This is a genomic window from Pseudoxanthomonas sp. UTMC 1351, assembly GCF_040948865.1.
Taxonomy (GTDB): domain Bacteria; phylum Pseudomonadota; class Gammaproteobacteria; order Xanthomonadales; family Xanthomonadaceae; genus Pseudoxanthomonas_A.
Map to the genome: position 1 here is coordinate 56,680 of NZ_JAVGJT010000024.1, position 14,100 is coordinate 70,779.

The 14,100-nt window shown below is 62.3% G+C and carries 11 protein-coding genes; all 11 read left to right on the top strand.

The features are described 5' to 3' along the window. The first annotated feature begins 303 nt into the window (after positions 1–303). A complete protein-coding gene (locus AB6O04_RS16100) occupies positions 304–2,316 on the top strand; it encodes a protein-L-isoaspartate(D-aspartate) O-methyltransferase (protein ID WP_368565167.1) in 2,013 nt (670 codons plus the stop codon). A gap of 336 nt (positions 2,317–2,652) precedes the next feature. Further along, positions 2,653–3,075, top strand: a complete 423-nt coding sequence (locus AB6O04_RS16105) for a CBS domain-containing protein (RefSeq protein WP_368565169.1) — start codon at positions 2,653–2,655, stop codon at positions 3,073–3,075. A gap of 88 nt (positions 3,076–3,163) precedes the next feature. Further along, complete coding sequence (locus tag AB6O04_RS16110; protein ID WP_368565170.1) at positions 3,164–3,676, top strand: BON domain-containing protein; 513 nt, start codon at positions 3,164–3,166, stop codon at positions 3,674–3,676. Positions 3,677–4,148: 472 nt separating this feature from the next. Then, a complete protein-coding gene (locus tag AB6O04_RS16115; protein ID WP_368565172.1) occupies positions 4,149–5,654 on the top strand; it encodes a tyrosinase family protein in 1,506 nt (501 codons plus the stop codon). 93 nt (positions 5,655–5,747) lie between these two features. After that, on the top strand, positions 5,748–7,214 hold the full coding sequence (locus AB6O04_RS16120; protein WP_368565173.1) for an asparagine synthase-related protein: 1,467 nt from the start codon (positions 5,748–5,750) through the stop codon (positions 7,212–7,214). 422 nt (positions 7,215–7,636) lie between these two features. Then, positions 7,637–8,671, top strand: coding sequence for an aldo/keto reductase (locus tag AB6O04_RS16125; protein WP_368565174.1), 1,035 nt, complete (start codon positions 7,637–7,639; stop codon positions 8,669–8,671). Continuing rightward, positions 8,668–9,522: an amidohydrolase gene (locus AB6O04_RS16130; RefSeq protein WP_368565175.1), complete on the top strand. Its 855-nt coding sequence runs from the start codon at positions 8,668–8,670 to the stop codon at positions 9,520–9,522. The genes AB6O04_RS16125 and AB6O04_RS16130 overlap by 4 nt, the downstream gene beginning before the upstream one ends. Beyond that, positions 9,519–10,280 carry an SDR family oxidoreductase gene (locus AB6O04_RS16135; protein WP_368565176.1) on the top strand — a complete coding sequence of 254 codons (762 nt, stop codon included), beginning with the start codon at positions 9,519–9,521 and terminating at the stop codon, positions 10,278–10,280. Before AB6O04_RS16130 ends, AB6O04_RS16135 begins: the two co-directional genes overlap by 4 nt. Positions 10,281–10,310: 30 nt before the next feature. After that, complete coding sequence (locus AB6O04_RS16140; RefSeq protein ID WP_368565177.1) at positions 10,311–11,171, top strand: fumarylacetoacetate hydrolase family protein; 861 nt, start codon at positions 10,311–10,313, stop codon at positions 11,169–11,171. Then, complete coding sequence (locus AB6O04_RS16145) at positions 11,164–12,498, top strand: L-fuconate dehydratase (protein ID WP_368565178.1); 1,335 nt, start codon at positions 11,164–11,166, stop codon at positions 12,496–12,498. Before AB6O04_RS16140 ends, AB6O04_RS16145 begins: the two co-directional genes overlap by 8 nt. 55 nt (positions 12,499–12,553) lie before the next feature. Continuing rightward, a complete protein-coding gene (locus tag AB6O04_RS16150; protein ID WP_368565179.1) occupies positions 12,554–13,726 on the top strand; it encodes an L-lactate dehydrogenase in 1,173 nt (390 codons plus the stop codon). The last annotated feature ends 374 nt before the right edge of the window (positions 13,727–14,100 follow it).

Genomic DNA, 14,100 nt, shown 5'->3' on the forward strand with positions numbered 1-14,100 from the left:
GGGCGGCGCTCGTCATTGGGTTCCCTTTGGGAACGCTGGGATCGTGGCTGGAAAGATCAACGTCGCGACTCACCCGCACCGGCATGCCGGTGCGACTCCCACAGACAATTGTTCAGGTGATTTTTTCACCGCTTCCGCACATGGCCGGGTGCACACTCCGGCCGTTGCATAGGTGGCCAGCGCGATGGAAATCACGCAGGCCTCGGCGAGGATCCGCGCATCCTCCATGGTTGGAACGAACCACAACGGATCGGCGGGCGAGTTGCGCGGCGGGGGAGTCCGCACCCAAGAGGCCGCATCGCCATGAACTTTCAAGCTCAACGCGAACGCATGGTCGATCAGCAGATCGTCCGGCGCGGGGTGCGTAACCGGCACGTGTTGGATGCCATGCGGAAAATCCCGCGTGAGCAGTTTGTAGCCGATGAACTACGCGAATTTGCCTACGAAGACTCGCCGTTACCCATTGCGGCGGGGCAGACCATCTCGCAACCGTACATCGTGGCGCTGATGATGGACGCTGCGGAAATCTGTCCTGCGGACCGGGTGATGGAAATCGGCGCGGGCTCCGGCTACGCGGCAGCGGTCGCCGGTGCGGTGGCGTCGCGGGTGTACGCGATTGAGCGGCACGCGGAGCTGACGGCATTGGCGAATGGTCGGCTGCAGCGGCTTGGATACACCAATGTTGAAGTGCGCACCGGCGACGGCACCGCCGGATGGGCCGAAGCAGCGCCTTTCGATGTCATCCTGGCGGCCGCGGGCGGGCCGTCGGTGCCGGAGGTGCTGCTGAAACAGTTGGCGCCTGGTGGCCGCCTGGTGATGCCGGTCGGCGATTCACGCCGGAAGCAGCACCTGATCAAAGTAACGCGCAGGGGTCAGGACGATTACGAACAAGAGGATCTCGGGCCTGTGCTGTTTGTCCCCTTGATCGGCGAGCACGGCTGGGCGGCACAGGAAGGCGACGCGCCGGCCGTCGTTGAGAAGGCATACCAGGAGCGCGATGGCGATGCCGCGGTAATACAGATACGGCGTGCCGCCGAGCCGCTGCCTGCTCTTAACGGATATGCGCCGGATGATGATGCATTCGGTCGCGCTTTCGACCGCTTCTCGTCCGCGCAGGTGGTGTTGCTGGGTGAATCTACCCATGGCACGTCGGAGTTCTATCGTGCCCGTGCCGCGATCACGCGCAGGCTGGTGGAAGCGCACGGCTTCAACATTGTTGCGGTGGAGGCGGATTGGCCCGATGCCGCCGCCATCGACCGCTACATCCGGCACCGGTCATCGGAAAGCGATCCGGAAGTGGTGTTCCAACGGTTTCCGACCTGGATGTGGCGAAACACCGACGTCGACGATTTTGTCCACTGGCTGCGCGACCATAACGCCACGCGCGACGCCGACCACCAGGTGGGATTCCACGGGCTCGATCTCTACAGCCTTAACCGGTCAATCCGCGCGGTGATCGATTATCTGGATCGGGTCGATCCAGAAACGGCAGGCATTGCCCGCGAACGCTACAGCTGCCTGACGCCATGGGCGCGGGACCCGGCCGGGTACGGGCGCATGGCGCTCAATAAAGGCTACGCGGTGTGCGAGGAGGCGGTGACCGACATGCTTCGCGAACTGCTGGAGCGGCGCCTGGAATTTGTCGGCGACCAGAACGACTACCTGGATGCCGAACAGAACGCCCGCCTGGTCCGGAGCGCGGAAGCGTATTACCGCGCCATGTACTACGGATCGGCCGAGTCATGGAATCTGCGCGATACCCATATGTTCGAGATACTGCGGCAACTGCTGGCCGCACGCGGCCAGGATGCGAAAGCCGTGGTGTGGGCGCACAACTCGCACATCGGCGATGCCCGCCATACCGAAATGGGGCAACTGCGCGAAGAGCTCAATCTGGGCCAGTTGTGCCGCCAGCATTTGCCCGGGCCGGTGGCGCTCATCGGGTTCGGCACCCACACCGGCACAGTCGCGGCGGCGAGCAATTGGGACAGCCCAATGAAAGTGATGGAAGTGCGTCCTTCGCTGGAAGGCAGCTACGAACGCGCTTGCCACCAGGCGGGCATCGGGCGCTTTTTGCTGGATATGCGTGAGGACGAGGATCGGACCGAGCTGCGCGAGGCACTGATGGGGCCGAGGTTGGAACGTTTCATCGGGGTGATCTATCGCCCGGATACCGAGCGCTTCAGCCATTACGCCGAAGCGGTGTTGCCGCAGCAGTTCGACGCCTTTGTGTGGTTCGACACCAGCCGTGCGGTGGAAGCGCTGCCCGGCAAGTCGCGCCCAGGTGTGCCGGAGACGTATCCGTTTGGGTTGTAGCGGGCCCGCGCCGGGTAGGAGCGGCCTCTGCTTTTGTAGGAGCGGCCTCTGGCCGCGAGCTCTTTCGAGCGGATCGCGATAGAAGCGAAGAGCTCGCGCCGGGACGGCGCTCCTACCAAGCGGTGGTGGCTACTATCGCGACGGTGCTTCATCAGGCCTTTGCCTACAACAGCAATGCTCACGGCCATCGGCGAAGCGCTCGGGCGAGAAGCTGACGCGCACGCATGACTGCAAATGAACACGGGAAGCGAGGCGAATTTAACCCTTGATTCACGGTGGTTTGATTGCCGGTGCGGGACGATGTTCTTGATTCCGAAAGCCCACAGGAGATATCCCATGGATGTCAGAACCGTCATGACCGAGCGGCCCGTCGCCACCACTCGCAACACATTGCTGAAGGACATCGCCAGGATGATGTTGGACCACGACGTCGGCGAGATTCCCATTGTCGACGACGATGCCCGGCCGGTTGGGGTCGTCACCGATCGCGACATCGTGGTACGGCTGGTGGCCAACGGCCAGGACCCCACGCAAGTCCGCGCGGAAGACTGCATGACCAGCCCGGCGGTAACGCTGAACGTCGACTCCGACCTGCGCGAGTGCGCCGAGGTCATGGTGCGTGAGCGGATTCGCCGCGTACCTGTCGTCGATAACGATGGCCGGCTTTGCGGCATCGTCGCGCTGGCGGATCTGGAACGCAGAAACGACACGCGTTCGCTGAAGGCGGAGGTTTCGCGGCAGGTGTCGCAGCCGCACTGACCCACCACCGGACGATCCGCTGCAGATATCCGGCGTGGTCGTCTTGCGTCCGGCGGTGCTGGCAAACCCATTGGTTAGGAGAATTCCCATGAACCCCATGCTCAGAGTGGTCGCAAGCTTCGCTGCCGGTGCAGCCTTCATGTATTACCTGGATCCGGTGGCGGGGCGCCGCCGGCGTAGCCTGGTCCGCGACCAGGCCGTATCGGTTGGCCACGATGCGGAACGCTACGCCCGGGCCAAATCGAAACGTGCGGCGGACCATGTGCAAGGCGCGCTGGCGAAAACGCGGGCGAAGATTGCGCCGCGGCCGGTGGATGATGAGCAGTTGCGCGAACGGATCCGTGCCAAGCTGGGCCACGTGATCGACCGCCCTTCGGCGCTTGAAGTGGACGTGCGCGGTGGCCAGGTGGTGCTGAGCGGGGACGTCCAGAACCCGGAGATGGAAATAGCGGTGGAAACCATTTCCAAGATGCACGGCGTCCACACGATCATCACCCATCTGAGGCCACACGCGGTTGGCCAAGCGCCGTCCGCCATACATGAAACACAGCCGCCGATGGAAACCCAGGAAGCTCAGCCAAGACGAGAAGTGCAGCACTAGCTGTACCGCTGCATCGGCCGCATTCGCCCCAGAACTGTAGGAGCGACGTCAGTCGCGATGAAGCTTTACTTGTAAAGCTTCATCGCGACTGACGTCGCTCCTACGCGTATTTGCATCCATCAATTCACGTCATGTTGACTCCGCTAAATACGGCGGAGTGATCGCGTGCGCACACATAAACCGCATACGCACGTATTTAAGTGAATGAATCCGTCGCACATTGCCTGTCCGGTCCGCCATTTGTCGGACGTTGGCAAAGATGTGCGGGTCGCGTCGCTTGCGCGTTAAAAATTTGATCCGGCCGTGACGCAGGTCATGTTCTTGTAGCCGTAGCTTTGGGGTACGTGCGTTTCGACAACTTGCGCGGCAAAGAAGCTTCGCGCGTTGTCAGCTCAATCTGCTCTGCCTTTGTCGGCGATCCGTCGCCCGATGAAACGACCAAGAACGAACAACAAACCGAGGTTTAAACGTCATGAATGCCGTATCCACATCCCGCCGCAACTTCATGCGCGGCGCAGCTGCGATGCCTTTTGCATTGTGGCTATCGAAAAACGCTTGGGCAACAACACCCTTGGTGCGCTACGACGCCAGCAGCGCCAATGGATTGATGATGCTGCAGATATTCGCCGATGCCGTCGCCAAGATGAAGCTGCGTGGTGAGAGCGATCCCCTGAGCTGGTTATGGCAGTGGTACACGCACTTCGTCAATGGTGCGACCACCAAGGCTGCCGAGATAAACCGGATATTCGGCACCTCGGTGACGCCACAGAGCATGCTGGCTACGGAAACCTGGAATACCTGTCAGTCCCACGCCGGGCAAAACGTCAATCATTTCCTGCCTTGGCACCGCATGTTCGTCTTCTTCCTGGAGCAGATCGTCCGCGAAGTGGCCCAACGGCCGGATTTCACGCTTCCCTATTGGAACTACACCTCTCACGATCCGGCCAAGCGAGGCGTGCTGCCATTGCAATTCCGCTTGCCCAATGATCCGTTGTACGGATCGCTCTACCGACCCAACCGCACCAGCCTGGCCAACTCGGGTCAGCCTATCCATCTGAACCAGCCTGGCGACGCCATGGATATCGCGCCCGCCATGGCTTGCCAGTACTACCACACCGTCAACGCGGTGCCGGGCTTCTGCCGTGTCCTGGATTCGGGCGTCCATGGCCGGATTCATGTGCTGGTGGGTACCAGCAAGAACATGGGCGCGGTGCCGTACGCCGGCAATGACCCACTGTTCTGGGTGCACCATTCCAACATCGATCGCCTATGGGCAAGCTGGATGCTCAACGGCGGCACGATGCCGATTTCCGGCACGTGGCAGAACAGCGTATTCGTCTTTGCCGATGCCTACGGTCAACGGGTAAGCGGCACGCTACGTGATTTTTTCAGCATCGACACCCTGGGCTACACCTACGAAAAATTCGTTTCGCCGACCGGAACCGAACCGACATCCAAGCGCCGGACGAAGTCGGCCACGACACTGCTGACCGCCACCATCGGTCTGGTCTCCGAACTCGTTGCCCGCGGCACGGCTTCCGCTGAACTTAATGATCGGCCGGTACGCGTTGGCCTGGCACCGGTCAGCGCAGCCGCGCGCCGCGCGGTGGTCGCGCTGGATCCGTTGAAGCGCCGGCGCACGTATCTGGTGGTCAAGGATCTGCACACCTGGGCACAGCCGGAAGTTCTCTACCACCTGTACCTGACACGGAGCCAGGACACTCGGCTGACCCCGAAAGCCTACGTAGGCAATATCAACTTCTTCGATGCCGAATTCCACGACCATGGGAACGGCGCGTTGAGCGATGCGCTGGGTGACAACTTCTACAGCTTCGATGTGACCAATTTGCTGCGCTCCATGGTCAACAGCGGAGCGGCCCGGGCCGGCGACACGCTGACGCTCAGCTTCGTTCCTGGAGGCACGCCGACGTCCGGCGCCAACCCATTGGTGGGTTCGATCGAAATGTTCTGGCAATAGACGGCCGTCGTCGGCTCTTCCGGCCATCCGGAAGAGCCGACGGAAGTCGACCGCAATTGATGTGCCACCGGCCTTTCAGCAGCGGAGCTGCGTTTGAATCCCATTCAACTCATCGCATCGCCTTTCCATGGCGAACCCGATTTCGCACCGCTGGCCCACCATGTCGAGCGTGGCGGCCTGGATTCGGTGTCGCTTGCCGACCTGCTACGTAACGGCTTCGTCTATCCGCCCTATTCGATATACGAGAACGTGCGCTTGGTCAGCTGCGGATTCGATCCGAAGCAAGACATGTTCGATGACCCGGTGTATCGACCGATGTTCAGTCAGTTCGGCCGGCCCAAGGTGCACGCCGGCAAGAAACAGGATTGGGCGGCCGAGTACCACCGACTGCTGAGTGACGCGCTGGCCCGGACTAGCCAAAGGATGGCGACACCCTGGCTCTTGCAAAGCGGCGGCAAGGATTCGACCTCGTTGGCCATCGCGGCCAGCGAGGTCCGCCCCGACACCACCTGCCTGACGTATCTGGGCGGCAGCGAAGAGAACGAAGTGGCCTCGGCCCTGCACGTGGCCCAGCACCTGGGTCTGCGCCACGAAGTGCTCGTCTGCGATCCTGGCCGCGCTTACGACCGCTACTTGGCGTTGTTGCCGAAGATGCCATTGCTGACGGCCGACTTCGCCCTGTTGTCCTACGCCGACCTGGCGACCGAGATCGTCCGAAGCGGTGGCGATGGGGTGATCGATGGCCTGGGCTCGGACGTCTATCTGGGTGTGCCGGCGACCTGGCACAAGCACCTGCTGCGCCTGCTCGCCAGGAATCTCCGCCTGCCCGGGTTTTTCCACGGCTCGGAGTATTTGGATCTGAATTTCGAGCTGAGCTATTTGCTGTCGACGCTGGAAATGGATCCTTTCGAACGCAGCTTCCCCGGCTCGCGTTTCACCGACTCCGAAGTGGATGCGCTATTCGGAAAACCGGTAGCGCAGCAGTCCAAGGCCCGGCTGGCCCGGTTTGCCCCCGCCATTTCCGCGGCCGGCAGTCTGACCGAACAGCTATCCATCACCTTGGACATCATGGCCACGCCTGGCGGTATCGCCAAAGGCACGTACACCACTTCCGCGTTGTCGTTGCGTGTGGCGTATCCCTATTGCGACGCGAAGCTGAGGCGCTGGATCACGCAGGAAGTGCCGCCCGAGCAGCGGATGGATGCGCGCAAGGGCATCAACAAAGTGCTGGTAAGGGAACACATCGCGCGTCGCTTTCCGCAACTGCCGTACGTTATGGCGAAAGGCAGCTTCCGCTTTGATCTGCGCAATCTGGCAAAGCAACGTTTCGACCAGGTGTATGAATATTCCCAGCAGGCACGCGACGTGTTGCCAGGCGCGCCCGCCTGGCTGGCGCGCCACCGCCGCCGGATGGGCAACAAATACCACGCGTCCAAGTTCTACCTGCTGGCCATCGCGCTGCCCTGGATCAATCGGCACGCGACAAGCGATCGCCGCTCACAGGCGGCGCGGGATAAAGCGGATGTCGCTGTAGTGGCGGTCGCTTGCGCAAGGCGGTAAGGCGAGTCTGGTTTGCAAATCTCCATAACCGCGCGTCGCCATCAAGCTAGGGGCAATTCCCCTAGGGAACCTCTGAACAACACCGCTTTTGCTTGTCATGACCAGCCATTCGGCTGTTGAAAAGCGCTTCCCGCGAAAGCGGGAACCCAGTGCCTTTGCTTTCAAAGGCTTGAGTCGCTGGATGACCAGCCATTCGGCTGCTGAGAGGCGCCGAAAGCGAAGGTCAAGCGGACACCTTTCCGCGTCCTGGCTTCTGGTCGCCGATCCCTCGGCTCTGGCGTTGCGGATTTCATATACGCATGTATAGTTCATATAAGAAATGTCCGTCACGTCGGTAATATGGCGGATGCGCCGGAAATTCCCTGTTGCCCGTGCACCGGATCGTTGTCGGCGCCGGCTTGGATAATGAGAAAAACGGTCCGATGAGCGAGCCCGATACAAAGCGCCAGAACCTGCCAGCAGCCCGCCAGATTGGGGGGGATGTCCAGGTTTCCGCGCTGGGCTTCGGCGCGGCGCCGATTGGCAACTTGTATGCGCCGGTGCCGGAAGAGGAGGCGATGGCCGCCGTGCATGCGGCGCTGGCGGGCGGCATCAGCTTCTTCGATACGGCGCCTTATTACGGTTACGGGCTCAGCGAATCCCGCCTGGGCCGCGCGTTGGCCGGGCAGCCACGCGGCACGTACGCGATCTCGACCAAAGTGGGTCGCCGGCTCCAGGACGAAGCGTCCGCTGAGCCGGGGAGGCACGGGTTCGCGGTCGGTGGCCGCGATGCGGTCTTCGACTACAGTCGCGACGGCGTGTTGAAGTCGTTCGAATCCAGCCTGGAGCGGCTGCAAACCGATCATGTCGACATCCTGCTGCTGCACGATATCGGCCGCCTGACCCATGGCGACGACCACCCGGCCCGGCTGCGGCAGGCGCTTGATGAAGCGCTGCCGGCAATGGCGGAGCTGAAAGCCGCTGGCGCCTGCCGCGCTATCGGCATCGGCGTCAACGAAGAAGATATTTGCCTTGAGCTAATGCCGCTGTTCCCACTCGATTGCATCATGCTGGCCGGACGCTACACCTTGCTGGAGCAGCAGAACTCCCGACGGGTGATGGAAGAAGCTCAGCGAAGATCGGTGGCCATTCTGGCCGCAGGGCCCTACAACTCAGGTCTGTTGGCCAACGCGGACAGACCCGGGGACCGATACAACTACGAACCCGCCAACACCGAGATACTGGAGCGCGCGCAGCATATCTACGCGATTTGCCATGCACATGGCGTGGACACCGGCGCCGCCGCGCTGCAGTTTCCGCTCTCGCATCCGGTGGTAGCCACGGTGGTGGCTGGTATGCGTTCGGCCGACGAGGCGCGCAGCGCCATCACGCGCATCGGCACGCCACTGGCTGCTGCCTTGTGGCAGCAGCTGCGCGAAGAAGGGCTGTTGTCGGCGAGCGCGACGGTCCCGGCATGATCGTCGACGCCCACCAGCATTTCTGGCGCCCGGATCGCGGCGATTACGGATGGCTGCGTCCGGCCGATGGCGTCTTGTACCGCGACTACCTGCCGCAAGACCTGGCGCCACTCATTGCCACGCACGATGTGCAGGCCACGGTATTGGTGCAGGCGGCGCCGACAGAAGCCGAAACCCGCTACCTGCTGGATCTGGCGGCGCAGAACGATTTCGTGGCGGGTGTCGTCGGTTGGGTCGATATGGAAGCTCCCAATGCACCCGGGCGCATTGCCGATCTGGTCGCCTACGGCGATGGAAAACTCAAAGGCCTGCGGCCGATGGTGCAGGACATCGCCGATCCGCAATGGTTGTTGAAGCCGGTGCTGGACGCTGCCTTCGAGGCGATGATCGATCATCGCCTCGTGTTCGACGCATTGGTGTTGCCGCACCAGCTGCCGACGCTGCAGGCACGTTTGCTTCGCCACCCGAAGTTGCGCGCCGTGCTCGATCACGCCGGTAAACCCGATATTGCCGGCGAGGAATTTCCCGGCTGGGCCGGCGACATAGCCCAACTCGCTCGTGAGCTGCCGCTGCTGCACTGCAAGTTGTCCGGGCTGCTGACACAAGCAGGCGATGGTGCGGGCGCGGACGAACTGGCGCCGTACGTGGCGCACCTGTTCGAACACTTCGGGCCGAAACGCCTGATGTGGGGCAGCGATTGGCCAGTGCTGAATCTCAAATCGGACTACGGCCTCTGGCTGGAAATAGCGCGCACACTGGTGCGTCGCCATGCGCCCGGTCATGAGCAAAACATACTCGGCGCGACCGCGATCGGTTTCTACGCCTTGGATAAGAAAGAGGAAACGGTATGACGTCACATCCCATAACCGCACGCTTGAATGGAAAGCGGGTACTAATAACGGCCGCCGGCGCGGGCATTGGCCGCGAAAGCGCACTGGCCTGCGCGCGGGAAGGGGCGCAGGTGCTGGCCACCGATCTGGATGCCGCCGCGTTGGCGTCGCTGGCGGCAGAGCAGCCGGGTATCCAGACCGCGCCCCTGGACGTTACCGATGCCCAGGCGATCAATGCACTCGTGGCCGAGCACGGTACGTTCGACGTGCTGTTCAACTGCGCCGGTTACGTTCACCAGGGAAGCATCCTGGATTGCGACGAGGCCAGCTGGCGGCGCTCGTTCGCCATCAATGTGGATGCGATGTATTTCCTGTGCAAGGCCGTCCTGCCCGGCATGCTGGCGCAGGAGCGCGGCAGCATCATCAACATGTCGTCGGTGGCGTCGAGCATCAAGGGCGTGGCGAACCGCTTCACCTATGGCACCACCAAAGCGGCGGTTATCGGGCTCACCAAGGCCATTGCCGCCGATTATGTCGCCCAAGGCGTGCGTTGCAATGCCATCTGCCCCGGCACCGTGCGCACGCCTTCGCTGGCCGCTCGCGTGAAAGCGCTGGGCGGCGATGAGGAAGCGGTGTGGAAGAGTTTCACCGACCGCCAACCAATCGGCCGCCTGGGCGATCCAAAAGAGATCGCCGCGTTGGTGGTTTATCTGGCGTCCGACGAATCGTCGTTCACCACCGGCCAGACCCACATCATCGACGGCGGTTGGTCGAACTGACATGCGTAATTCAATCTTCAAGGAACCCGTATGAAACTGTTGCGTTATGGCGAGAGTGGCCGCGAAAAACCCGGTCTGCTCGATTCGCAAGGAAAAATCCGCGACCTGAGTGGCGTGGTTAACGATATCGCCGGCTATGCGTTGAGCGCGGACGGCCTGGCGAAGCTGCGCGTCCTCGATCCGGCCAGCCTGCCGGAAGTGCCGGGCACGCCGCGCCTGGGCCCGCCAGTCGGCCAGGTAGGGAAATTCATCTGTGTTGGATTGAATTACGCCGACCACGCCGCCGAATCAGGCATGGCGGTGCCGGAGCAACCGGTGATCTTCATGAAGGCGACTACCGCCATCTGCGGCCCGTTCGACAACGTGATCATTCCGCGCGGCTCGGAAAAGACCGATTGGGAAGTCGAACTGGGCGTGATCATCGGCGATGTCGCGCGCGATGTTCCGGTCGAAACAGCCATGCAGCATGTCGCCGGTTACACGGTCATCAACGATATTTCCGAGCGCTTTTTCCAGTTGGAGCAGGGCGGGCAGTGGGTCAAGGGCAAGAGCTGCGACACCTTCGGACCGATGGGTCCGTGGCTGGTGACGCGCGATGAAGTCCCGGAGCCGCAGAACCTCGGCATGCGGCTGTCCGTCAACGATCACCAGTACCAGAACGGCAGCACCAAGACGATGGTGTTCGGCGTGGCGACATTGGTGAGCTATATCAGCCGCTATATGACGCTGATGCCGGGCGATGTGATCAGCACCGGCACACCGCCGGGCGTCGGCCTGGGCCAGAAACCGCCGGTATATCTGAAGCCTGGCGATGTCATGGAACTGGAAATCGAAGGGCTGGGCCGTCAGCGCCAAGAGCTGATTTCGCATGAGGTCCGCGCGCATGGCTAGGATCACCGCACTGGAAACGTTCGACGTGCGTTTCCCCACCTCGCGCGAACTCGATGGTTCCGACGCGATGAACAAGGATCCGGATTATTCGGCCGCCTATGTGGTGATCCGGACCGACGATCCTTCCGGCCTGGCCGGATACGGATTGGTGTTCACCATCGGCCGTGGCAACGACGTGCAGACGGCAGCAGTGCAGTGTCTGTCGCACTTGGTGTTGGGGCGGGACGTGGACGAAGTGCTGGGAGACCTGGGTGCCTTCGCACGTAGCCTGACCAACGACTCGCAGCTGCGCTGGCTGGGCCCGGAGAAAGGCGTCATCCACATGGCCATCGGCGCGGTGATCAACGCCGTGTGGGACATGGCGGGACGGCGCAGCGGGAAGCCCGTGTGGCGCCTCATCGCCGATATGACGCCAGAACAGATCGTCGATCTGATCGACTTCCGCTACATCACCGACGTCCTGACCCGCGACGAAGCGCTGGCGATCCTGCGGGCAGCGGAACCGCACAAAGCGGCACGCATCCAGCACCTCACCACGGAAGGTTATCCGGCCTACACCACGTCGCCCGGTTGGCTGGGCTATTCCGACGAAAAGCTGGCGCGTCTGGCGCGGCAAGCAGTGGCGGATGGTTTCCGGACCATCAAGATCAAGGTCGGGGAGAGCGTCGAGGAAGACATCCGGCGTTGCCGCATCGCCCGCGAGGCGATCGGCCCGGATGTAGCGATGGCGGTCGACGCCAATCAGCGTTGGGACGTCGGCACCGCCATCGAGTGGATGAATCAACTGGCGTCGTTCGATATCGCCTGGATCGAAGAACCCACCAGCCCGGATGACGTGCTGGGCCACGCGGCGATTCGCCGTGGCATTTCACCGGTGCCGGTATCGACAGGCGAACACACCCAGAACCGGGTGATCTTCAAGCAGCTGTTCCAGGCCGAAGCGGTGGACCTGATCCAGATTGACGCGGCGCGCGTGGGCGGCGTCAACGAGAACCTGGCGATTCTGTTGATGGCGGCCAAGTATGGCGTCCGTGTATTTCCCCATGCCGGCGGCGTAGGTTTGTGCGAACTGGTCCAGCACCTGGCCATGGCTGACTTCGTCGCCATTACCGGGTCGATGGATGACCGGGCGATCGAGTTCGTCGATCATCTGCACGAGCACTTCCTGGATCCGGTGCAGATTCGCAACGGCCGCTATCTGGCACCTTCAATGCCGGGGTTCTCGGCGGAAATGCACGCGCAGTCGGTGGCTGACCATCTGTATCCCGAAGGCGCAGCCTGGGCGAGCGAAGTGGGCGTAGAAAAAGTAGTTTCTTCCGCGGGCTGATAGTCGTTCCCGGATCACCGTCGTACTTGCCGCAACTGGCACGGAGAAAGCCGTCATGGCCTCGCCCATCACCAACATCATGGATCTGCGGGAACTGGCGCGCCGGCGTGTGCCGCGCGCTTTCTTCGAGTACGCCGACCGGGGCTCGTACGATGAAGTAACGCTGCATGGCAACCGTGCGGCATTCGATGCCATTCGTTTGCGCCAGCGGGTAATGATCGATGTCGACAAGCGTTCGCTTGCCACCACGATCGCGGGGCAGCCGGCATCATTTCCGTTGGCCATCGCGCCCACCGGCCTCACCGGTTTGCAGTGTGGTGGCGGCGAGATTCTCGGTGCGCGCGCTGCGGCGGCGGCGGGCATTCCGTTCTGCCTCAGCACCATGTCGATCTGCTCGATCGAACAAGTACGCGCCGCGGTGCCCGCACCGTTCTGGTTCCAGGTGTACGTCATGCGCGATCGTGGCTTCGTGCGTGAACTGATCCAGCGTGCACAGGCGGCGGAATGTTCGGCGCTGATGCTCACCGCTGACCTGACGCTGCAAGGGCAACGTCACCGCGAAATCAAGAACGGATTATCGGTGCCACCCAAGGTGACGCTGCGCAACCTCTACGACATCGCCCGCCGGCCGCGCTGGGCGTGGGGCATGTTGCGCGCGCCCAGCCGCTGCTTCGGCAATCTGGAAGGACGTATCGGCGGCGCAGACAGCCTGACGACACTGGCGCAGTGGATCGCCAGCCAGTTCGATCCCACGTTGACCTGGCGCGATCTGGATTGGATTCGCGAACTATGGCCCGGCAAGCTGATCCTCAAGGGCATCATGGATCCGGAAGATGCACGCATCGCCGCTGCAGAAGGCGTGGATGCCATCGTCGTTTCCAATCACGGCGGACGCCAACTGGACGGCGCGGCGGCATCCATCGACGTGCTGCCCGAGATCATCGACGCGGTGGCCGGGCGAATGGAGGTGCTGCTCGACAGCGGCATCACCAGCGGCCAGAGCCTGTTGAAAGCGCTGGCGCTGGGCGCCCGCGCGGGTTTGATAGGTAAGGCCTTTCTCTACGGCCTGGGCGCGATGGGTGAAGCCGGTGTCACCAAGGCCATCGAGATCATTCGCAAGGAGCTGGATGTCAGCATGGCGCTGACGGGGCAGTGCGATGTGCATTCGCTTTCGCCGGATATTCTTTTGCGAAGTGATGGGCGGCCGTATCGAACCCGCCAGTCTTAGTCCGTAGGATGGGTCGAGCGCAGCGACACCCATCTTGCGTTTTTTTCGGCGCTGGCGCGGGTTGTCCGCTGGCACTGATGATCTACGCGCCTGCCGCGGGCCCTACTTTGCTTTGCTCGTGCAAAGAAAGTAGGCAAAGAAACACGCCCCTGGCGGCGCGCCCTTCGGGTGCGTGTCGCCGGTGGGAATTTTCGGAAGGCACATCCATGTGCCTGCCGAAAACGCCGCGCGTCCTGCGCGGCGCCCCAAGGGGTTGTACCCACCGGCGCCACCGCGCCTTAAAGGGGACCCCAAAAGGCCAAGAGCAAAGGCAAAGGCGATAGCAAAAGCAAAAGAAAGAGCGAACGCAAACGCCTTCTTGCTATGGACACATC

Bases quoted from the DNA above. Each gene is read 5' to 3' on its own strand.
- AB6O04_RS16100 (WP_368565167.1), top strand. From the start codon at position 304: ATGAACTTTCAAGCTCAACGCGAACGCATGGTCGATCAGCAGATCGTC.
- AB6O04_RS16105 (WP_368565169.1), top strand. From the start codon at position 2,653: ATGGATGTCAGAACCGTCATGACCGAGCGGCCCGTCGCCACCACTCGC.
- AB6O04_RS16110 (WP_368565170.1), top strand. From the start codon at position 3,164: ATGAACCCCATGCTCAGAGTGGTCGCAAGCTTCGCTGCCGGTGCAGCC.
- AB6O04_RS16115 (WP_368565172.1), top strand. From the start codon at position 4,149: ATGAATGCCGTATCCACATCCCGCCGCAACTTCATGCGCGGCGCAGCT.
- AB6O04_RS16125 (WP_368565174.1), top strand. From the start codon at position 7,637: ATGAGCGAGCCCGATACAAAGCGCCAGAACCTGCCAGCAGCCCGCCAG.
- AB6O04_RS16130 (WP_368565175.1), top strand. From the start codon at position 8,668: ATGATCGTCGACGCCCACCAGCATTTCTGGCGCCCGGATCGCGGCGAT.
- AB6O04_RS16135 (WP_368565176.1), top strand. From the start codon at position 9,519: ATGACGTCACATCCCATAACCGCACGCTTGAATGGAAAGCGGGTACTA.
- AB6O04_RS16140 (WP_368565177.1), top strand. From the start codon at position 10,311: ATGAAACTGTTGCGTTATGGCGAGAGTGGCCGCGAAAAACCCGGTCTG.
- AB6O04_RS16145 (WP_368565178.1), top strand. From the start codon at position 11,164: ATGGCTAGGATCACCGCACTGGAAACGTTCGACGTGCGTTTCCCCACC.
- AB6O04_RS16150 (WP_368565179.1), top strand. From the start codon at position 12,554: ATGGCCTCGCCCATCACCAACATCATGGATCTGCGGGAACTGGCGCGC.